Annotated in this window: 15 protein-coding genes, 2 tRNA genes and 1 other RNA gene; 10 read left to right on the forward strand and 8 right to left on the reverse strand. The window is 52.3% G+C overall.

All coding sequences use genetic code 11. The features are described from left to right. Nucleotides 1-94 precede the first annotated feature (94 nt). Nucleotides 95-928, reverse strand: coding sequence for a posphoenolpyruvate synthetase regulatory kinase/phosphorylase PpsR (gene ppsR / locus LJN55_RS10445; protein WP_167864599.1), 834 nt, complete (start codon nucleotides 926-928; stop codon nucleotides 95-97). A gap of 473 nt (nucleotides 929-1,401) precedes the next feature. Here ppsR and ppsA point away from each other — a divergent pair, with 473 nt between their 5' ends. Next, on the forward strand, nucleotides 1,402-3,780 hold the full coding sequence (gene ppsA / locus LJN55_RS10450) for a phosphoenolpyruvate synthase (RefSeq protein ID WP_133845291.1): 2,379 nt from the start codon (nucleotides 1,402-1,404) through the stop codon (nucleotides 3,778-3,780). A 136-nt stretch (nucleotides 3,781-3,916) separates the two neighbouring features. Here the strand turns inward: ppsA and rprA are convergent. Both rprA and ydiK read right to left on the reverse strand, forming a co-directional pair. Continuing rightward, an RNA gene (rprA, locus tag LJN55_RS10455) (antisense sRNA RprA) lies at nucleotides 3,917-4,020 on the reverse strand. A gap of 264 nt (nucleotides 4,021-4,284) precedes the next feature. Next, nucleotides 4,285-5,409 (reverse strand): AI-2E family transporter YdiK, encoded by a 1,125-nt coding sequence (gene ydiK, locus LJN55_RS10460; protein WP_133845288.1) that lies wholly within the window; start codon nucleotides 5,407-5,409, stop codon nucleotides 4,285-4,287. 241 nt (nucleotides 5,410-5,650) lie between these two features. On the opposite strand from ydiK, the gene ydiJ reads away from it, so the two are divergent. Beyond that, entirely contained in the window at nucleotides 5,651-8,707 is a 3,057-nt protein-coding gene (gene ydiJ, locus LJN55_RS10465) for a D-2-hydroxyglutarate dehydrogenase YdiJ (protein WP_227536209.1), read from the forward strand. Further along, on the forward strand, nucleotides 8,707-9,120 hold the full coding sequence (locus LJN55_RS10470; protein ID WP_133845285.1) for a hotdog fold thioesterase: 414 nt from the start codon (nucleotides 8,707-8,709) through the stop codon (nucleotides 9,118-9,120). Before ydiJ ends, LJN55_RS10470 begins: the two co-directional genes overlap by 1 nt. A gap of 63 nt (nucleotides 9,121-9,183) precedes the next feature. Here the strand turns inward: LJN55_RS10470 and LJN55_RS10475 are convergent, their stop codons facing one another. Beyond that, complete coding sequence (locus LJN55_RS10475; protein ID WP_133845283.1) at nucleotides 9,184-9,588, reverse strand: hypothetical protein; 405 nt, start codon at nucleotides 9,586-9,588, stop codon at nucleotides 9,184-9,186. 391 nt (nucleotides 9,589-9,979) lie between these two features. Here LJN55_RS10475 and sufA point away from each other — a divergent pair, with 391 nt between their 5' ends. From sufA to LJN55_RS10510, 7 genes are all read left to right on the forward strand, one after another. After that, the gene (sufA, locus tag LJN55_RS10480) at nucleotides 9,980-10,354 is read left to right on the forward strand and encodes a Fe-S cluster assembly scaffold SufA (RefSeq protein ID WP_133845281.1); all 375 of its coding nucleotides are present in this window, start codon (nucleotides 9,980-9,982) and stop codon (nucleotides 10,352-10,354) included. Nucleotides 10,355-10,359: 5 nt separating this feature from the next. Further along, on the forward strand, nucleotides 10,360-11,853 hold the full coding sequence (gene sufB, locus LJN55_RS10485) for a Fe-S cluster assembly protein SufB (protein WP_133845279.1): 1,494 nt from the start codon (nucleotides 10,360-10,362) through the stop codon (nucleotides 11,851-11,853). A 50-nt stretch (nucleotides 11,854-11,903) separates the two neighbouring features. Beyond that, nucleotides 11,904-12,650, forward strand: a complete 747-nt coding sequence (gene sufC / locus LJN55_RS10490; RefSeq protein ID WP_133845278.1) for a Fe-S cluster assembly ATPase SufC — start codon at nucleotides 11,904-11,906, stop codon at nucleotides 12,648-12,650. Beyond that, entirely contained in the window at nucleotides 12,625-13,905 is a 1,281-nt protein-coding gene (gene sufD / locus LJN55_RS10495; protein WP_133845276.1) for a Fe-S cluster assembly protein SufD, read from the forward strand. The genes sufC and sufD overlap by 26 nt, the downstream gene beginning before the upstream one ends. Further along, a complete protein-coding gene (sufS, locus tag LJN55_RS10500; RefSeq protein WP_133845274.1) occupies nucleotides 13,902-15,122 on the forward strand; it encodes a cysteine desulfurase SufS in 1,221 nt (406 codons plus the stop codon). Before sufD ends, sufS begins: the two co-directional genes overlap by 4 nt. Before the next feature lie 67 nt (nucleotides 15,123-15,189). Beyond that, nucleotides 15,190-15,612: a cysteine desulfuration protein SufE gene (gene sufE, locus LJN55_RS10505; RefSeq protein ID WP_133845272.1), complete on the forward strand. Its 423-nt coding sequence runs from the start codon at nucleotides 15,190-15,192 to the stop codon at nucleotides 15,610-15,612. Between the two features lie 139 nt (nucleotides 15,613-15,751). Beyond that, nucleotides 15,752-16,783 (forward strand): L,D-transpeptidase family protein, encoded by a 1,032-nt coding sequence (locus tag LJN55_RS10510; RefSeq protein WP_320443523.1) that lies wholly within the window; start codon nucleotides 15,752-15,754, stop codon nucleotides 16,781-16,783. Between the two features lie 106 nt (nucleotides 16,784-16,889). Here the strand turns inward: LJN55_RS10510 and LJN55_RS10515 are convergent, their stop codons facing one another. The 4 genes from LJN55_RS10515 to LJN55_RS10530 form a co-directional block, all read right to left on the reverse strand. Beyond that, nucleotides 16,890-17,126 carry a major outer membrane lipoprotein gene (locus tag LJN55_RS10515; protein WP_034895178.1) on the reverse strand — a complete coding sequence of 79 codons (237 nt, stop codon included), beginning with the start codon at nucleotides 17,124-17,126 and terminating at the stop codon, nucleotides 16,890-16,892. Nucleotides 17,127-17,430: 304 nt separating this feature from the next. Next, complete coding sequence (gene pykF / locus LJN55_RS10520) at nucleotides 17,431-18,843, reverse strand: pyruvate kinase PykF (RefSeq protein ID WP_159337214.1); 1,413 nt, start codon at nucleotides 18,841-18,843, stop codon at nucleotides 17,431-17,433. Nucleotides 18,844-19,304: 461 nt separating this feature from the next. Further along, nucleotides 19,305-19,381: transfer RNA gene (locus LJN55_RS10525), tRNA-Val, on the reverse strand. Between the two features lie 159 nt (nucleotides 19,382-19,540). Next, nucleotides 19,541-19,617 (reverse strand) — tRNA-Val (locus LJN55_RS10530). Nucleotides 19,618-19,727: the final 110 nt, after the last annotated feature.

A 19,727-nucleotide genomic window follows, 5' to 3' on the forward strand; every position in this document is an offset into this window, starting at 1 on the left:
CGTTCACCTTAAACCAAACCGCGATGATTTCAACCGTAAAACAGCAGGGGAATTGCATTTCCGGCTCGCTGCGAGCAAGCCGGAAACGCAAAAATCAGTACATACGGCGCGTAAGACCCATGATATCGAGGATTTTGGTGGCGATCTCTTCCACCGAATAATTCGTACTGTTGAGGTAGCGAATCTGATGGGTACGGAACAGCGCTTCAACTTCGCCCACTTCCAGCCTGCACTGGCGCATTGACGCATAACGGGTGTTTTCTGCCCGCTCCTGGCGGATGGCGGCCAGGCGTTCCGGGTCAATGGTTAACCCGAACAATTTATTCTGGAAGGGTTTCAATGCCGGGGGCAGTTTCAGGTTATCCATATCATCCGCGATAAACGGATAGTTAGCCGCGCGAATGCCGAACTGCATGGCGAGATAAAGGCTGGTAGGGGTTTTACCACAGCGCGAAACGCCCAGCAGGATCACCTGCGCGTCTTCGAGACCGCGCAGTGAGATACCATCGTCATGGGCCAGCGTGTAATCAATCGCGGCAATACGCGCATCATATTTACCGAGGTTGTTGGCGGTCAGACCATGCGTACGGTTCGCCACAGGCGCAGGGTCAACGCCTAACTCTTGCTGGAGCGGGGCGACCAGCGACTGGACAATGTCCTGGCAGAAGCCATCGCTTTGCAAAATGATCTCGCGGATCTCCGCGGAGATCACCGAAATGAACACCAGCGGACGCACACCGCTTTGCTGGTACAGCGCATTTATCTGCGCTTTCACCGCTTGAGCGCGCTGCACGTTTTCCACAAAGGGTAGGGTGACACTCTGCGTTGCCACCGGGAACTGTGACAGGACCGCATGACCTAATACTTCAGCCGTGATGGCGGTGCCATCTGAAATATAAAAAACACTACGTTCGGCGTTCACGTCCATTTTATCTCCGCTGGCGGGTATGCAGTGCAGACTAAATTAATCTGCCCTGTTAAAGCAAATCGTGATTCAGTCTTCAAAACAAAATAAAAAAACCATTAACTAATGATTTGAACTTTTTATTTTTATAAAATCAGAGAAATCGCACTTTTATCATAAAATGAAATGATGTTTCTGTTCACTATTCATCTTTATCGCCCTTTCAATTAAAAACATTCTAATATGGAATCCTTTTTTGTTGCGCAAGTGGCGATGCGATTTTATTTTGTGATTATTTTCAATTTGCTGATTTGTAAGATAAATTATTATTTTATTTGTTGCGCGACGCTGTTTTATTACGCGGAGAAATCTTAAAAATAAAAAAATCATCTGCTTGAACGATTCAACACTTTATCAATCCGGCTTAACTGTGCGAGTCTCAAGAAGCATTACTGTACTCCTCATATTTTTAATTAAATCTTACAAGGATTGCTTCAATGTCCAATAAAGGCCAATTGCCGCTAGTGCTCTGGTATAACCAGCTTGGCATGAACGATGTGGATCGGGTGGGAGGCAAAAATGCCTCTCTGGGTGAAATGATTACTAACTTGTCATCGTTGGGTGTATCAGTGCCGAACGGATTTGCGACAACCTCGGAAGCGTTCAACCTGTTCCTCGACCAAAGCGGCGTCAATCAGCGTATCTATGATCTGCTGGATAAGACCGATATTGATGATGTTGATGAGTTGGCGAAGGCGGGTAAACAGATCCGTCAGTGGGTGGTAGAAACGCCGTTTACGCCAGAGCTGGAACAGGCGATACACGAGGCGTACAACCAGTTGTCAGCCGATGATGCTGATGCATCGTTTGCGGTGCGTTCTTCCGCCACCGCAGAGGATATGCCGGATGCCTCCTTTGCCGGGCAGCAGGAAACCTTCCTCAATGTGCAGGGCTATGATGCGGTGCTCATTGCCGTTAAGCATGTCTATGCCTCCCTGTTTAACGATCGTGCGATCTCGTACCGTGTGCATCAGGGATACGATCACCGTGGTGTGGCACTCTCCGCCGGGGTGCAGCGCATGGTGCGTTCTGATCTCGCCTCTGCCGGCGTGATGTTTACTATTGATACCGAGTCGGGCTTCGATCAGGTGGTATTTATTACTTCTGCGCTGGGCCTGGGTGAGATGGTGGTGCAGGGTGCGGTTAACCCGGATGAGTTTTACGTGCATAAACCGACGCTGGCCGCAGGTCGCCCGTCCATTGTGCGCCGTAATATGGGTTCGAAGAAAATCCGCATGGTCTACGCAGATTCGCAGGAGCATGGCGAGCAGGTAAGGATCGAGGACGTGCCAGAAGCAGAGCGTGACCGTTTCTCCCTGACGGATAAAGAAGTGGAAGCACTGGCGGCGCAGGCCGTGCAGATTGAGAAACACTACCAGCGTCCGATGGACATTGAGTGGGCGAAGGATGGCCATACCGGCAAACTGTTTATCGTACAGGCTCGTCCGGAAACCGTCCGTTCTAACGGTTCAGTGATGGAGCGTTACACACTTCAGGGCAACGGTAAGGTGGTGGTTGAAGGCCGCGCCATCGGTCACCGTATCGGTGCCGGTGAAGTGAAAGTCATTCACGACATCAGTGAAATGAACCGCATTGAAAAAGGTGACGTACTGGTGACCGACATGACCGACCCTGACTGGGAACCGATCATGAAAAAGGCGTCTGCCATTGTCACCAATCGCGGTGGGCGTACCTGTCATGCGGCGATCATTGCCCGTGAATTGGGGATCCCGGCGGTTGTCGGGTGCGGTAATGCCACCGATATCCTGAAAGACGGTCATAAAGTGACGGTGTCATGTGCGGAAGGCGACACCGGCTATGTCTATGATGAACTGCTCGACTTCGAGGTCAAAAGTTCGCAGGTTGATGAAATGCCATCGCTGCCGCTGAAAATCATGATGAACGTGGGTAATCCCGATCGTGCATTTGATTTTGCCTGCCTGCCGAATGAAGGGGTGGGACTCGCGCGCCTGGAGTTTATTATCAACCGAATGATCGGTGTACATCCTAAGGCACTGCTGGAGTTTGACCAGCAGACGCCGGAGTTGCAGAAGCAGATCCGCACCATGATGAAAGGGTTTGACGACCCGATTGAGTTTTATATTGGCCGCCTGACCGAAGGGATTGCCACTCTGGGGGCGGCATTTGCGCCAAAACGCGTGATTGTGCGTCTTTCAGACTTCAAGACTAACGAATATGCCAATCTGGTCGGTGGCGAACGTTATGAACCTGAAGAAGAGAACCCAATGCTCGGCTTCCGTGGCGCCGGTCGCTATGTGGCGGATAGCTTCCGTGACTGCTTTGCACTGGAGTGCGCGGCGGTCAAACGTGTACGCAACGATATGGGGCTGACCAACGTAGAGATCATGGTGCCGTTTGTGCGCACCGTAGCCCAGGCGAAAGCCGTGGTGGAGGAACTGGAACGCCAGGGACTGAAGCGGGGTGAGAACGGGCTTAAGATCATCATGATGTGTGAGATCCCGTCCAATGCGCTGCTGGCTGACGAGTTCCTGCAATACTTTGACGGCTTCTCGATTGGCTCAAATGATATGACCCAACTGGCGCTGGGGCTGGACCGCGACTCCGGTGTGGTATCCGAGCTGTTTGACGAGCGTAATGATGCCGTAAAAGCGCTGTTGTCGATGGCAATCCGCGCCGCGAAGAAGCAGGGGAAATATGTCGGTATCTGCGGGCAGGGACCTTCAGACCACGAAGATTTTGCCGCCTGGCTGATGGAAGAGGGCATTGACAGTTTGTCACTGAACCCGGATACCGTGGTTCAGACGTGGCTGAGCCTGGCTGAGTTGAAGAAGTAAACGCGGGTGGTTGCGGGTCGGGCATGCCCGACCCCTACGATTAACCAGATATCCTTAGAGGCGTGGCATACCGCGTCCGGGATCGATGCAAGGGATAACCGCGCTGCGGTTATCCTTTTTTTATGCCGAATTTCAGACAAAAAAAAGCCCATCACAGGGGATGGGCAAAGACTACACACAGCAATTCTTTACTCAGGGAAATAACATTGTTCAGAAACCAGTGGGGTGATTTCAAACTTGATATCCATACTATGCAACCGCGTTTATGGCGTCTTTAAGAATCATCTTATTAGTTTAAAACTCATAATATTTCCCGGTGCAGGTGGCGGTTTTTAACGCAAATTGATGTGCAAAATATCAGCAATTTGGTGATGCAAGGGCTGGAAAGCGTGAAAAGTGGGATTTAGTGATAAATTCCATTAATGAAAATCAGGATTTATGATGCGGAAATATTCCATGCGCTAATGTTTGCAGTCAGCGAACTGACTGCAAACGAAGGGGCGATTATGCTTTTGGCTGGTGCGCTTCTGCTTCAATTTCGGCGAGTTCTTCAACCACTGCCAGCGGGTCTTCTTCCGGTGCCGGTGACTCATGTACCCAGACAGAAACCAGGCGGTAAGAGACGGCCAACACGACCGGGCCAATGAACAGACCAATCATACCAAAGGCAATCAGGCCACCAATCACGCCTGACAGAATCAGGATCATCGGTAAGTCAGCACCCATACGAATCAGCATGGGCCGCAGCACGTTGTCCAGAGTACCCACCACACAGCTCCAGACCAGCAGGACTGTGCCCCAGGTGGTGTCTCCGCTCCAGTAAAGCCAGATGATAGCGGGTACCAGCACAATCAACGGACCGAGCTGAACCAGGCAAGAGAGAATCATCAGTACCGTCAGTATGGTGGCATAAGGAATACCGGAGATTGCCAGTCCAATTCCTCCCAGAACACCCTGAACTAACGCGGTGACGACAACGCCGAGGGCGACCGCTCGAATAGCCTGACCAGCCAACAAGACGGCAGCATCCCCACGACGAGACGCCAGACGGAAGGCGAAATGACGGATACCGTGCCCCACCTGCTCACCGCGCCAGAACAGCAGCACGGCAAAGAGCAACATCAGACCGAGATGCATCATAAAGCGGCCAAAGTGGCCCGCCTGAGCAAAGAAGAACCCGGTAGTGCGGCCAATATAAGGCTGTACCTGCGTAATCAATGCTGACCCGCCGCCGGCTAGCAGATTGTGATAAGCCGAATAGAGCTTTCTGCCAACGAGAGGAATGCTGCGCAGCCAGTGCAGATCCGGCATTTGCAGATGGCCCGAACTGAGCCACGAAAGTAGCGGAGGGACGTTTTCAATCAGGCTGTTAACCAGTACGGCAACAGGAATAATAAAAACCAGAATCAACAACAGCGTCATGACCAGCACCGCCAGCCCGCGGCGACCCCACAGCAAACCCTGAATTTTGATCATTAATGGCCAGGTGGCAATCACCACCATGCTGGCCCAGGCAAACCCCAGAATAAACGGCTGAACCACCCAAAAACACGCGACAATCGTCAGGCTGATAAACAGCAGTGAAAACACGATTTGCGGTAAGTCCCAACCTTTTTGCGCGTTCTTCATCGATTAACAGTGACCTCAAGTAAAATGCGATTTGTCTCTTAAAATCAGCGCAGGCGCATCGGTTACGCTAACCCTGACGTTTAAATCATGATGTATGAAACGATTTAGCGACAGAAACAACAGGTTATTCTTTTGCTTCGTTTTTTGAAATAACGGCAGGTCATAAAAAAATGTGATAAAACGGATAACTGCGCTATTTGAGCAACGCAAACGATTCACATAACTTTTTGGTCACCCGATAATGATCCCACAGATTTCCCAGGCACCGGGTCTTGTTCCGTTGGTGCTGAGTTTTTTGGATGCCTTAAAACAGGATGGTTTTACTGGCGACACAGCGACAAGCTATGCCGACCGTTTGATTATGTCCACCGACAACAGTATCTATCAACTGTTGCCCGATGCGGTTATTTTTCCCCGATCCACGGCTGATGTGGCACTGATTGCACGCCTTGCGGCAGACAGTCGCTTCGATTCCCTGACCTTTGCGCCACGCGGTGGCGGCACCGGCACCAACGGGCAGTCACTCAATCAGGGTATTGTGGTGGATATGTCGCGCCATATGAAGCGCATTCTGGATATCAATGTCGAAGAGGGGTGGGTAAAAGTTGAAGCGGGCGTCATAAAAGATCAGCTCAATGATTACCTGAAACCTTTTGGCTACTTTTTCTCCCCGGAACTGTCCACCAGTAACCGCGCCACACTTGGCGGCATGATTAACACGGATGCCTCAGGCCAGGGATCGCTGGTGTACGGCAAAACTTCCGATCATGTGCTGGGCCTGAAAGCGGTCCTGCTGGGGGGAGAGGTGCTGGATACGTATGCGATGCCCGTTAGCGAAGCGGAAATACGCGCGCAGGCACCCGGTGCGGAAGGCAATATCTATCGCGTGGTGCTGGACCGCTGCCGTAAGCAGCGTGACGTGATCATCGACAAATTCCCTAAACTTAACCGTTTTCTCACCGGTTACGATCTGCGTCATGTGTTGAGTGACGATCTGCAACAGCTGGATCTGACGCGCATTTTATGTGGCGCTGAAGGCACGCTGGCGTTTATCGCCGAAGCCACCCTGGATATCACTCCGATCCCAAAAGTGCGCCGGTTGGTTAACATTAAATACGACTCCTTTGACTCTGCGCTGCGCAATGCGCCATTTATGGTGGAGGCCAAAGCGCTGTCGGTCGAAACCGTTGATTCTAAGGTGCTGAACCTTGCCCGTGAAGACATTGTCTGGCACTCCGTCAGTGAACTGATTACGGATATTCCTGACAAAGAGATGCTTGGCCTGAATATGGTGGAGTTTGCTGGCAACGATAAATCCCTGATCGACAGCCAGGTGGAATCGCTGTGCCAGCGACTTGAAACGTTAATGTCACTGCGCGAGGGCGGGGTCATTGGCTATCAGCTCTGTGATGACGTTTCCGGTATTGAGCGTATCTACGGGATGCGCAAAAAAGCCGTGGGGCTGTTGGGAAATGCCAAAGGGCGTGCCAAGCCGATTCCGTTTGTTGAAGACACTTGCGTGCCGCCGCAGAACCTCGCTGACTATATTGTCGATTTCCGTGCAATGCTCGATGGGCATAACCTCAGTTATGGCATGTTTGGCCATGTGGATGCCGGGGTGCTGCACGTGCGCCCTGCGCTGGATATGTGCGACCCGCAGCAGGAGATGCTGATGAAACAGATCTCTGATGAAGTCGTGGCCCTGACAGCGCGTTATGGCGGCCTGCTGTGGGGGGAGCACGGGAAAGGATTCCGCGCGGAGTACAGTCCGGCGTTCTTTGGCGAGGTGCTGTATAACGAATTGCGCCGCATTAAAGCCGCCTTCGACCCTGCCAACCGTCTGAATCCGGGTAAAATCTGTGCACCGCTGGGCGTCGACGACCCGATGCTCAAAGTCGATGCAGTGAAACGTGGCACGTACGATCGCCAGATCCCGGTTAACGTTCGGACTGACTGGCGTGGCGCGATGGAGTGTAACGGCAACGGCTTATGCTTTAACTTTGATGTGAAAAGCCCGATGTGCCCGTCAATGAAGATCACCAGCAACCGCATGCATTCACCGAAAGGGCGTGCCACGCTGACGCGCGAATGGCTGCGTTTGCTGGCCGAGCAGGGCGTAGATCCACTGGTGCTTGAGCAGCAACTGCCGTCAAAAGGAATCAGTCTGCGCGGTATGATCCAGCGGACCCGCAACAGCTGGCAGGCCAAACGCGGGCAGTATGATTTTTCCCACGAGGTGAAAGACGCGATGTCAGGCTGCCTGGCCTGTAAAGCGTGTTCAACCCAATGTCCGATCAAAATCGATGTTCCTGGTTTCCGCTCACGCTTTTTACAGCTCTATCACACGCGCTACCTGCGTCCGGCCAGTGACTATCTGGTCGCAACGGTGGAGAGCTATGCGCCGCTGATGGCAAAAGCGCCAAAGACCTTTAACTTCTTTTTACGTCAGCCGTGGGTCAAATCGCTCAGCAAGCGCCATATCGGTATGGTCGACCTGCCGCTCTTATCGTCACCGACGCTGAAGCAGCAGCTGGCCGGTCATCGGGCATCGGGCACGACGCTGGAAGATCTCGAACAGATGAGTGCTGAACAGCGTGCGCGGACTGTGCTGGTGGTTCAGGACCCGTTTACCAGCTATTACGAAGCACAGCTGGTGGCCGACTTTGTGCAACTGATTGAAAAGTTGGGCTTCACTGCTGTGGTACTGCCGTTCTCGCCGAACGGCAAAGCGCAGCATATTAAGGGCTTCCTGCAACAGTTTGCGCGTACCGCACAGAAAACTGCTGATTTCCTCAATCGTGTGGCGCAGTTGAAGATGCCGCTGGTGGGTGTCGATCCGGCGCTGGTGCTCTGCTACCGCGATGAGTACAAGCAGGTACTGGGTGATAAACGGGGGGATTTCCATGTGCAGTTAGTCCATGAATGGCTGCATACTGCGCTGGCGACGCGTGATGCCCAGCCCGCAGCACAAGGTGAATCCTGGTATCTGTTTGGCCACTGCACCGAGGTCACTGCGCTGCCCGGCTCGATTAAACAGTGGGAAACGATCTTTGCCCGCTTTGGTGCCAGGCTGGAAAATGTCAGCGTGGGTTGCTGCGGCATGGCCGGGACTTACGGGCATGAAGCAAAAAACCTGGAAAACTCGCTCGGGATTTATGCGCTCTCCTGGCAAAATGCCCTGCAAAAACTGCCGCGTCAGCGCTGTCTGTCGACCGGCTATTCCTGCCGCAGTCAGGTGAAACGTATTGAAGGTAGCGGTATACGCCATCCTCTGCAGGCATTACTGGAGATCCTGTAATGGCAATCTGGCAGCGTGAAGCCACGCTTGAGCAGTTAAATCTGCGCAGTCAAAACACGATGGTGGACCATATTGGCATCCGTTTTACGGTGCTGGCGGAGGACCGAATTGAAGCGGTGATGCCGGTTGATCAGCGTACGCGCCAGCCGTTTGGTCTGCTGCACGGCGGAGCATCGGTGGTGCTGGCGGAGACACTAGGCTCAATGGCTGGGTATCTCTGCACCGAGGGTGAACAGCAGGTGGTTGGGCTGGAGATCAACGCCAATCATCTGCGGGCCGCACGGGAAGGCGAGGTCCGTGGTGTGTGCCGTTCTGTGCATCTCGGACGGCGTCATCAGGTGTGGCAAATAGAAATTTTCGACAACAATAATCGCTTGTGCTGTACGTCCCGCCTCACAACTGCTGTGATTTGACCGATAACCCCGCTTAATGCGGGGTTTTTCGCATCACTGGCACGCGGTATAATACTCTGAAGATTACATTATCCACGACGCGTGCTTAACGAATTCGCTTTGCAACACGGTCGCTTTATCCCATTCGCCATTCATTGCCAGCTGATGACAGAGGCGACTCAGGGAGTGGCGTGCCAGTTGCCAGGCTTGCATCCGAAACAGGCGTTCGCGGTCGGTGTTGCTCAGCTCAACAACCAGTCGTTGATGGAGTTTTCCCAGCGCGTGAAGATAGCTTTGATCGTCGCCATTCAGCTGGCAGAGTTCGGCCATGTCGAGGCAGGTATCATTGAACTTACGCAGTTGTTCAATGGAACAGTCGGGCCGGTTTAACTTAGCCTGCGCCATGTAAAAGTCGACGGTGATATCACGTACGGAAAACGTGTACTCATCAATTTTATGTTGCAGCCACGCACTCATCGACAGATTCATTACGGGTTCCAGTCGCGCTAATGATAATCATTATCATATTATAACTGCGATATTATTCAATCGTAACGTGGGAATTTTTATTGATATACCTCACCTGTCAGAAAAATCGGTGATAACGATAACCGCGTCACGGTGAATAACGAGAATGAGTTATAGAAAGTATTCGGTTTAGATAACAAAATATAAACATCTTATTTTCAAACGCTTATCTTTTGAGACGATGTGTCTTTCAGGCAAAGCGCAATCTTTTTTACAGGGTCTAAACTTAGTCAAGAGTTCCCTAAAAGCACCTTTTGTCCTTTATCCCTGCAAAACAAGAGGTTGAAGTGATTCTGGTAATCACTAACATAGGGGCACTAGCCCGAAGGGCTATCGTATCGCGAGGTAAATTATGCAATCAGCAAATCCTGCCACTTTTTCTCCGGATGAGTACATCTGGAAAGGGCTGACGCTTACTGACAGCGCAGCAAAGCAAATCATCAATCTGGCCGCAGGTGACCCTGAGATTAAGGGCCTGAAGCTGGGTGTCAAAACCTCTGGCTGTGCCGGATTTGGTTACACCATGGATATGGCGAAAGAATCGGCGGCGGATGATTTGGTGTTCAGCCATAACGGTGCGTTGTTATTCGTGCCCCTGCAGGCGATGCCCTATATCGACGGTACGGAAGTGGATTTCGTGCGCGAAGGCCTGAACCAGATTTTCAAATTTAATAACCCTAAAGCTCAACACGCCTGCGGCTGTGGTGAGAGCTTTGGCGTTGAGTGAACCCTATGTCTCGTAATACTGAAGCATCTGACGATGTACAGGTTTGGGAAGGCAGCCCTCAGAACTACAAAGAAGGCTTCTTTACCCAACTGCAAACCGAAGAGTTTGAACACGGCATCAATGAAGATGTGGTGCGCGCAATCTCGGCTAAACGTAACGAACCTGAGTGGATGCTGGAATTCCGCCTGAAGGCCTTCGCTGCATGGCTTGAAATGGAAGAGCCTCACTGGCTGAAAGCCAACTACAAAAAGCTGGATTATCAGGATTACAGCTACTATTCCGCGCCGTCCTGCGGCAACTGTGATGACAGCTGTGCCTCTGAGCCAGGTGCCACACAGGCTTCAGGAACCGATGCGCCCAACTACCTGACCCAGGAAGTGGAAGACGCCTTTAAACAGTTAGGCGTACCGGTACGTGAAGGCCAGGAAGTGGCCGTAGATGCGATCTTTGACTCCGTCTCCGTATCGACCACCTATCGCGATAAGCTGGCGAAAGAGGGCATTATCTTCTGTTCGTTCGGTGAAGCCATCCACGAGCACCCGGAGCTGGTTCAACAGTATCTGGGCACCGTTGTTCCGGCAAATGACAACTTCTTTGCCGCGCTGAACTCAGCGGTGGCCTCTGACGGGACTTTCGTTTACATCCCGAAAGGGGTGCGCTGCCCGATGGAGCTGTCGACGTATTTCCGTATTAACGCGGCGAAAACCGGCCAGTTTGAACGCACCATTCTGATTGCCGATGAAGGCAGTTACGTGAGCTACATCGAAGGCTGTTCAGCGCCGGTCCGTGACACCTACCAGCTGCATGCGGCGGTGGTGGAAGTGATCATCCACAAAGATGCGGAAGTGAAATACTCCACGGTGCAAAACTGGTTCTCCGGTGGCGACTCCGAGGGCGGTATCCTGAACTTCGTCACCAAGCGTGCACTGTGTGAAGGGGCGAACAGTAAGATGTCCTGGACGCAGTCGGAAACCGGTTCTGCAATCACCTGGAAATACCCGAGTGTGATCCTGCGCGGTGATAACTCGATTGGTGAGTTCTTCTCTGTCGCGCTGACCAGCGGACGCCAGCAGGCTGATACCGGCACCAAGATGATCCACATTGGTAAAAACACCAAGTCAACCATCATCTCTAAAGGTATCTCTGCTGGCACCAGCCAGAATACCTATCGCGGCCTGGTGAAAATCATGCCAACCGCCACCAATGCGCGTAACTTTACCCAGTGTGACTCGATGCTGATTGGTGCGGAATGCGGTGCACACACTTTCCCGTATGTGGAAGTGCGTAATAACACCGCACAGTTAGAGCATGAGGCCACCACATCACGTATTGGTGAAGACCAGCTGTTCTACTGCCTGCAACGCGGGATCAGCGAAGACGATGCGATTTCTATGATTGTTAACGGTTTCTGCAAGGATGTCTTCTCAGAGCTGCCGCTGGAATTTGCAGTGGAAGCGCAGAAACTGTTGGCCATCAGCCTCGAACACAGCGTGGGCTAACCTACGCACAGCATTGATATGGTGCCGGAAAGCACTACGAAGGAAACCTTATGTTAAGCATTAAAGATTTACAGGTCAGCGTTGAAGACAAAGCTATCCTGCGTGGATTGAATCTTGAAATCAAACCGGGCGAAGTTCACGCCATCATGGGGCCAAACGGCTCAGGGAAAAGTACCCTTTCTGCCACTCTGGCAGGGCGTGAAGATTATGAAGTCACCGGCGGCTCCGTGGAGTTTAAAGGTAAAGACCTGCTGGAACTGGCCCCGGAAGATCGTGCCGGTGAAGGCATCTTTATGGCTTTCCAGTACCCGGTTGAGATCCCTGGCGTCAGTAACCAGTTCTTCCTGCAAACCTCGGTTAACGCGGTGCGCAAATACCGTGAACAGGAAGCGCTGGACCGTTTTGATTTCCAGGACTTCATTGAAGATAAGATTCAGCTGCTGAAAATGCCTGAGGATCTGTTGACCCGCTCCGTCAACGTTGGTTTCTCCGGCGGTGAAAAAAAGCGTAATGATATTCTGCAGATGGCGGCGCTTGAGCCGGATCTGTGCATCCTGGATGAGACGGACTCCGGTCTGGACATCGATGCCCTGAAAATCGTGGCAAACGGGGTTAACAACCTGCGTGATGGCAAACGTTCATTCATCATCGTCACGCACTACCAGCGTATTCTTGACTACATCCAGCCGGACTTCGTCCATGTGCTGTATCAGGGCAAAATTGTGAAATCAGGTGATTTCTCACTGGTTAAACAGTTGGAGGAGCAAGGCTATGGCTGGCTTACCGACCAAGAGTGATAACGCGCTGCAACAGTGGCATCACCTGTTTGAAACGCGTGGTGAAAGCCGTTCGTTGCAGGCTCAGCAACACTGGCAGCAGCTGCTGCGCTTAGGCCTGCCTACGCGTAAGCAGGAAAATTGGAAATACACGCCGCTGGACCAGCTGCTGGGCCATCAGTTTGTGCTGCCTCAGCCTGCTGAACTAAATACAGACGCTATCGACGACGTGGCACTGGCGATTGATGCTGTGCGCCTGGTATTTGTTGATGGACGTTTTGCACCGGCCCTGAGTGACAGTGAGTATGACCTGTTCGCCATTCAGGTGACTCAGGCCGCGGAACGTCGCGAGTTGAGTGCGCCAATTCAGCCCGAAGTATTCCTGCATCTGACAGAAAGCCTGGCAGAGGAAGTGACGACCATTCAGTTGGCACGTGGTAAAGCAGCAGCACGTCCCCTTTACCTGCTTCACATCAGCAGCGGCAGTGCGGCAGGCGAGATGAACACCTCTCACTATCGTCACCATCTGGTGCTGGAAGAAGCGTCGGAAGCGACGGTGATTGAGCATTACGTCACGCTTAACGCCTCAACGCACTTTACCGGTGCGCGTTTCACCGCCGATGTGGGCAATAACGCGCAGCTGACGCACTACAACCTCTGCTTCGAAGATCAGAGCAGTTATCACTTCTCACATAACGACCTGATGCTGGGCCGTGATGTGCGCGTGCAGAGCCACAGCTTCCTGCTGGGGGCGGGTCTGACCCGTCACAACACCAGCAGCAAACTGGAAGGCGAGGGCAGCGACCTGGTGATCAACAGCCTGATGCTGCCGCTGGACAAAGAAGTGTGTGACAGCCGCACCTATCTTGAGCACAACAAAGGCCATTGCCAGAGCCGTCAGCTGCATAAAACCATTGTGCGTGACCGTGCCCGTGCGGTGTTTAATGGTCATATTAAAGTGGCCAAGTATGCGCTGAAAACTGACGGTCAGATGAGTAACAACAACCTGTTACTGGGACGTCTGGCAGAAGTGGATACCAAACCGCAGCTGGAAATCTACGCTGATGACGTGAAATGCGGTCATGGTGCGACGATCGGTCGTATTGACGAAGAGCAGATGTTCTATCTGCGTTCTCGTGGGATCGACGAAGCCGCCGCACAGCGCATGATTATCTATGCGTTTGCCGCTGAATTAACCGAAGCCATTTCTGATGAAACGCTGAAAGAAGCCGTGATGCAGCGCATCGCGCAGCGTTTCCCTGGAGGCCTGCAATGAGTTTTGACCTGGCCCGCGTTCGGGCGGAGTTTCCGCTGCTGGCGCGCGAGGTCAACGGGCAACCGCTGGCCTATCTCGACAGTGCGGCCAGTGCGCAAAAGCCGCAGGCAGTCATTGACGCAGAAAGCCGCTTTTATGAACATGGCTATGCCGCCGTGCACCGGGGTATTCACACGCTGAGTGCGGAAGCCACCACGGAAATGGAAAATGTGCGCACTCAGGCCGCACAGTTCCTCAATGCGGCTTCAGCGGAAGAGATCGTCTTCGTTAAAGGCACCACAGAAGCGATCAATCTGGTCGCTAACAGCTGGGGCGGCAGCCAGTTGCAGCCGGGCGACAACATCATCATTACGGAGATGGAGCACCACGCGAATATCGTGCCGTGGCAGATGGTGGCACAGCGCACCGGCGCTGAAGTGCGCTTTATCCCACTGACTGCTAACGGTGAGCTGGATATCGCTCAGTTACCTGTATTGATGGACAGCCGTACCCGCCTGCTGGCGGTGACGCAGGTCTCTAACGTGCTGGGAACTGAAAATCCGGTGAAAGCGCTGGTCGCGCAGGCGAAAGCCGCAGGCGTGGTTACGTTGATCGACGGTGCGCAGGCCGTGATGCATCACCAGGTCGACGTCCAGGATCTGGACTGCGATTTTTATGTTTTCTCCGGGCACAAACTTTATGGCCCGACCGGCATTGGCATCCTGTATGGCCGTAAGGCACTGCTGGATCAGATGCCGCCGTGGGAAGGGGGCGGGGCGATGATTGCTACCGTCAGCCTGACCAAAGGCACCACCTTTGCTGCGGCTCCATGGCGCTTCGAAGCGGGGTCACCGAATACCGGGGCGATTATCGGTCTGGGCGCTGCCATCAAGTGGGTCAGCGATCTCGGGCTGGATGTGATTGCCGAACGTGAACAGCAACTGATGCGCTATGCACTGGATAAACTGGCCGCAGTGCCGGATCTGGTGATTTATGGCCCGCAGCAGCGCGCTGGCGTGATTGCGTTCAACCTGGGTAAGCACCATGCTTTTGATGTTGGCAGCTTCCTGGACCAGTATGGCATCGCGATACGTACCGGTCATCACTGTGCCATGCCGTTAATGCAGCATTACGAGGTACCTGCCATGTGTCGTGCCTCGTTTGTTCTGTATAATAGCGAAGAAGAAGTGGACCGACTGGCCGCCGGTTTAACACGTATTCACCGTTTGCTGGGTTAAGTTTCAACCCGCACCGACCCGCAGGGGCGAGGCATGCCTCGCCCTTTCGTTTTTAAGTGAGGAAGCAATGGCAACTCTGCCAGATAAAGACAAGCTGGTACGTAACTTCAATCGTTGCGCTAACCAGGAAGAGAAGTATCTGTACATCATTGAGCTGGGTGCGCGCCTGTCGGGCGAGGCGGAAACCCTTCAGCAGCCGGAAAACATCATTCCGGGCTGTCAGAGTCAGGTGTGGATTGTCGTCGACACCGATGAAACAGGCTGTGTTCGCCTGCAGGGCGACAGCGATGCCGCGCTGGTGAAAGGGTTGATTGCCATTGTCTTCGCGCTGTACCAAAAGATGACGCCGCAGGAAATCGTTGATTTCGATGTCCGCCCATGGTTTGCCGACCTTTCACTGACGCAACAATTAACGCCGTCCCGTTCTCAGGGACTGGAAGCAATGATTCGTGCCATTCGTAAGAAAGCGCTGATTCTTACTCAGCCTTGAATTGCTACACTTCTCGGTAAGCACCCCGCCAGGCTACAGTGGGGTGTTTACACATCCCGATCCCGGTTACGGGGGGATTTATCGTCCGCCATAAGCGAGTCAGGTTGTGTATCTATCCATTCATAACCGAGAAATGCGCATGAAACTTTTTTACCGCTTTGCCGGGATCTCTGTTCTTACTTTTCTTGCCGGGATGCACGCCGTTAGCGCAACCGAGTATCCGCTTCCTCCCGACAACAGCCGCCTGATTGGTGAGAACACCACTTTTGTCGTGCCCAATGACGGGCAGCCGCTGGAGTCGGTGGCAGCCAAATACAAAGTGGGCCTGCTGGGCCTGCTGGAAGCCAATCCCGGTACCGACCCCTGGTTGCCCAAAGCGGGTTCACAGCTGACCATTCCAACGCAGATGCTACTTCCTGATACGAAACGTGAAGGGATCGTTGTCAACGTGGCTGAACTGCGCCTCTACTACTATCCCAAAGATGAAAACAAAGTGATCGTCTATCCCATCGGTATTGGTCAACTGGGGGCGAATACCCCGGCAATGGTCACCAGCATCAGCCAGAAAATCCCCAATCCAACCTGGACACCCACTCCTAATATTCGTAAGCGCTACGCGGCTGAAGGTAAGACGCTGCCGGTAACCGTACCCGCAGGGCCGGATAACCCAATGGGGCTGTTTGCGCTGCGTCTGGCTTACGGTAAGCAGCACTATCTGATCCACGGTACTAACGCTGATTTTGGTATTGGCATGCGCGTCAGTTCAGGGTGCATCCGTTTGCGTCCGGACGATATCGAAGCACTGTTTAACAGCGTTCCTAAAGGCACGCGCGTGCAGATCATCAATCAGCCCGTGAAATACGCGGTTGAACCGGACGGTAAGCGTTATCTGGAAGTGCATCAGCCGTTGTCGCATAGCGAAAAGGACGACCCACAAACCATGCCGATTGCACTGACGGTGGCTGCTAAGAAGTTCATCAACAGTGATGCCAGCGATCGGGTAGTCATCAAAGCGGCGATTGAACGCAGAGCAGGGATGCCAGTGCTGGTCAACGAGGGGGAGAAAGTCGATGGTAACCGTGAGTTGCCTGTTAACGAGGATAAACAGGATCCTGCTGCTTCGGAGGGCAAATCTGCACCAGTAACTAGTATTGGTGCTGGTGGGGCTTAAAATCGTTTACAGGGCGTTTTAGACGGGGTTGGACGCATGGTGGAAGACTCCGGATAACAGGCAAAAAAAATGGCGCACAATGTGCGCCATTTCATTACCAGAACTCTTACTTACGGTAAGAGTGAGCCTGGTTGTCCAGACGCTGGTTAGCACGAGCTGCGTCATCTTTAGCAGCCTGAACGTCAGAACGGATTGCGTTCACGTCGTTGCTCAGCTGGTCAACTTTAGCGTTCAGAGTCTGCACGTCGGTAGACAGCTGATCGATTTTAGCGTTGCTTGAGCAACCAGCCAGCATAGTTGAAGCCAGGATTACCGCGCCCAGTACCAGTTTAGTACGATTCATTATTAATACCCTCTAGATTAAGTTAATCTCCATGTAGCGTTACAAGTATTACACAAAGTATTTTCTAATGAGAATAATTTTTTGATGAGAAAGTGCTTAAACTTGATCGTTCGCTCAAAGAAGCATCTTATTTCTGATATTTTACAAAAAACGAAGCGAAAACAGGCGATTTTAATCGGAGGGAACGTCGTTTCTTCGGTAATTAAATCGTTAATTTCGATTGGACGCTTTGTGAAACGTCTTACGCAAGTTGTAAAAAAAGCGCCACTGAGGGCGCTTTTTAAATGCAAGGCGTAATTTTTAATTACAGAACGTGCACTGATGCAGTATTGGTCGTTCCACTTGGTACCAATGCACCAGAAACCATGACCACTACATCGCCTTTCTGCGCGTAGCCGCTGGCTTCTGCCGCTTCTTTACCCAGACGGTAGAAATCGTCAGTTGAGGCGATTTCTTTCACCACGGAAGTGATGATGCCTTTACTGAGCAACAGCTGACGTGAAGTCTGCTCGTTTGTCGTCAGGGCGAGGATCGTTGCATTCGGGAAGTATTTACGAATGGACTTCGCAGACTTGCCGCCTTCAGTGGCAACCACAATCAGTGGCGATTCCAGTTTCTCAGCCGTTTCTACCGCTCCACGACAGACTGCTTCAGTGATGCGCATTTTGCGGTTGTCGTGCTGGGAGTCGATGCGGCTTTTCATCACGCGGTCGGTACGTTCGCAGATGGTGGCCATAATGGTGACAGACTCCAGCGGGTATTTCCCTTTGGCGCTTTCACCAGACAGCATCACAGCATCAGTGCCGTCGAGAATGGCGTTGGCAACGTCACCGGCTTCCGCACGGGTAGGGCGCGGGTTTTTGATCATCGAATCGAGCATCTGAGTGGCGGTGATCACCACTTTACGTGCACGGTTACACTTCTTGATCATCATCTTCTGAGCGAAGATCACTTCTTCAACCGGGATCTCAACGCCGAGATCACCGCGAGCGACCATGATACCGTCAGAGGCATCAAGGATTTCGTCGAAGTTGTTCAGGCCTTCCTGGTTTTCAATTTTAGAGATGATCTGGATATGCTCGCCGCCGTGCGCTTTCAGATGCTCACGGATTTCGATCACGTCTGAACGCTTACGAATGAATGAGGCAGCAACGAAGTCGACGCCTTGCTCACAGCCAAAGATCAGGTCCAGCTTGTCTTTCTCAGCCAGCGCAGGCAGCTGAATGGACACACCCGGCAGGTTAACGCCTTTGTTCTCACCCAGGTCACCGTTGTTCAGCACTTTACATACCACGGTGCTTTCAGTGACTTCGATAACTTCCATACCGATCAAACCGTCATCCACCAGTACGGTGTTACCGATTTTCAGGTCAGAAGCGAAACCAGCGTAAGTCACCGCGACGGTATCGGCGTTACCGATGATGGTCTGGTCGGTGGTGAAGGTGAAGGTCTGGCCCGCTTTCAGGGAGGCATCGTTACCGCCTTCCAGCTTCATCGTACGGATTTCAGGACCTTTAGTGTCCAGCAGAATGGCAGCCTGGTGACCGCTTTTGCTCATGACGGAGCGCAGGTTAGTAATACGCTGGCCATGTTCTTCATAATTCCCGTGGGAAAAGTTCAGACGCATCACGTTCATACCGGCATCAAGCAGGTTAGTCAGCATCTCTTCAGATTCGGTTTTTGGGCCGATAGTACATACGATTTTAGTCTTTTTCATGACGATTTATCTATTAAGTTGTGATGGATGATTAAAGATGGATCCCGGCGGTGTTTCCCCCGGAGGAAAAAAATTTGCGTTATGAAAACGTCGATACTGAGTAAGGATAGGTGACAGAATTAAAGCATGCAGGGTAAGTTGAGACGTGGTTTCGGCGCAGGCGCAGCAGGACGTTGCGCAACAGGTACTCGTTATAAATTGAGGGGCAACCATACGCTGAAACCATTCAAGTGAAACAACGTTCCGTATTATAGTCGCTAAGTGTTCGAAAACCAATTAAAAAGCGTGAAATAGCATGCAGGAATGATGCGCATCAAATTCGTTGCGCAAACCAGCACGAAGTAAGGTTAATCTGAAAGTCTGGTTGAGGGCAAAAAAAGGGGATGTGGTACGTTTCGTGGAACAGGGCAAAGCCTTTTGAGTAGGGTAACACGGGTAGGGTGATGCTTCGGAAAGGAATTTGGTGCGTCTGAATGGACTCGAACCATCGACCCCCACCATGTCAAGGTGGTGCTCTAACCAACTGAGCTACAGACGCATAATTTGCTTCGTCTTTCATACTACTGCTTTGTTGGCTGCTTTCGTTCACCCCAGTCACATACTGATGTATGCTCCTGCGGATTCACTCAATTGCCGCCGCGCATTAGCACGAAATACTCGCCACTTGTTATTCGCTCATCTTTCTTTGGAAGAAAGATGGTGCGTCTGAATGGACTCGAACCATCGACCCCCACCATGTCAAGGTGGTGCTCTAACCAACTGAGCTACAGACGCAAATTGTTGTCGTGGTGACAACGGGGACGAATATTAACGACACCCCGAACGCCTGGCAAGGAGAAAAAAGGATTTTTGCGTCTGATTGCTGCGCAACTGTGCGAAGCGCA

This window comes from Erwinia rhapontici, assembly GCF_020683125.1.
GTDB classification, from domain to species: Bacteria; Pseudomonadota; Gammaproteobacteria; order Enterobacterales; family Enterobacteriaceae; genus Erwinia; species Erwinia rhapontici.

Excerpts from the sequence above, each read along its gene's own strand:
- LJN55_RS10475 (WP_133845283.1), bottom strand. The coding sequence starts at position 9,588 with ATGAATCTGTCGATGAGTGCGTGGCTGCAACATAAAATTGATGAGTAC.
- sufC (WP_133845278.1), top strand. The coding sequence starts at position 11,904 with ATGTTAAGCATTAAAGATTTACAGGTCAGCGTTGAAGACAAAGCTATC.
- sufS (WP_133845274.1), top strand. The coding sequence starts at position 13,902 with ATGAGTTTTGACCTGGCCCGCGTTCGGGCGGAGTTTCCGCTGCTGGCG.
- ppsA (WP_133845291.1), top strand. The coding sequence starts at position 1,402 with ATGTCCAATAAAGGCCAATTGCCGCTAGTGCTCTGGTATAACCAGCTT.
- sufA (WP_133845281.1), top strand. The coding sequence starts at position 9,980 with ATGCAATCAGCAAATCCTGCCACTTTTTCTCCGGATGAGTACATCTGG.
- sufD (WP_133845276.1), top strand. The coding sequence starts at position 12,625 with ATGGCTGGCTTACCGACCAAGAGTGATAACGCGCTGCAACAGTGGCAT.
- LJN55_RS10515 (WP_034895178.1), bottom strand. The coding sequence starts at position 17,126 with ATGAATCGTACTAAACTGGTACTGGGCGCGGTAATCCTGGCTTCAACT.
- sufE (WP_133845272.1), top strand. The coding sequence starts at position 15,190 with ATGGCAACTCTGCCAGATAAAGACAAGCTGGTACGTAACTTCAATCGT.
- ydiJ (WP_227536209.1), top strand. The coding sequence starts at position 5,651 with ATGATCCCACAGATTTCCCAGGCACCGGGTCTTGTTCCGTTGGTGCTG.
- LJN55_RS10510 (WP_320443523.1), top strand. The coding sequence starts at position 15,752 with ATGAAACTTTTTTACCGCTTTGCCGGGATCTCTGTTCTTACTTTTCTT.
- ppsR (WP_167864599.1), bottom strand. The coding sequence starts at position 928 with ATGGACGTGAACGCCGAACGTAGTGTTTTTTATATTTCAGATGGCACC.
- ydiK (WP_133845288.1), bottom strand. The coding sequence starts at position 5,409 with ATGAAGAACGCGCAAAAAGGTTGGGACTTACCGCAAATCGTGTTTTCA.
- LJN55_RS10470 (WP_133845285.1), top strand. The coding sequence starts at position 8,707 with ATGGCAATCTGGCAGCGTGAAGCCACGCTTGAGCAGTTAAATCTGCGC.
- pykF (WP_159337214.1), bottom strand. The coding sequence starts at position 18,843 with ATGAAAAAGACTAAAATCGTATGTACTATCGGCCCAAAAACCGAATCT.
- sufB (WP_133845279.1), top strand. The coding sequence starts at position 10,360 with ATGTCTCGTAATACTGAAGCATCTGACGATGTACAGGTTTGGGAAGGC.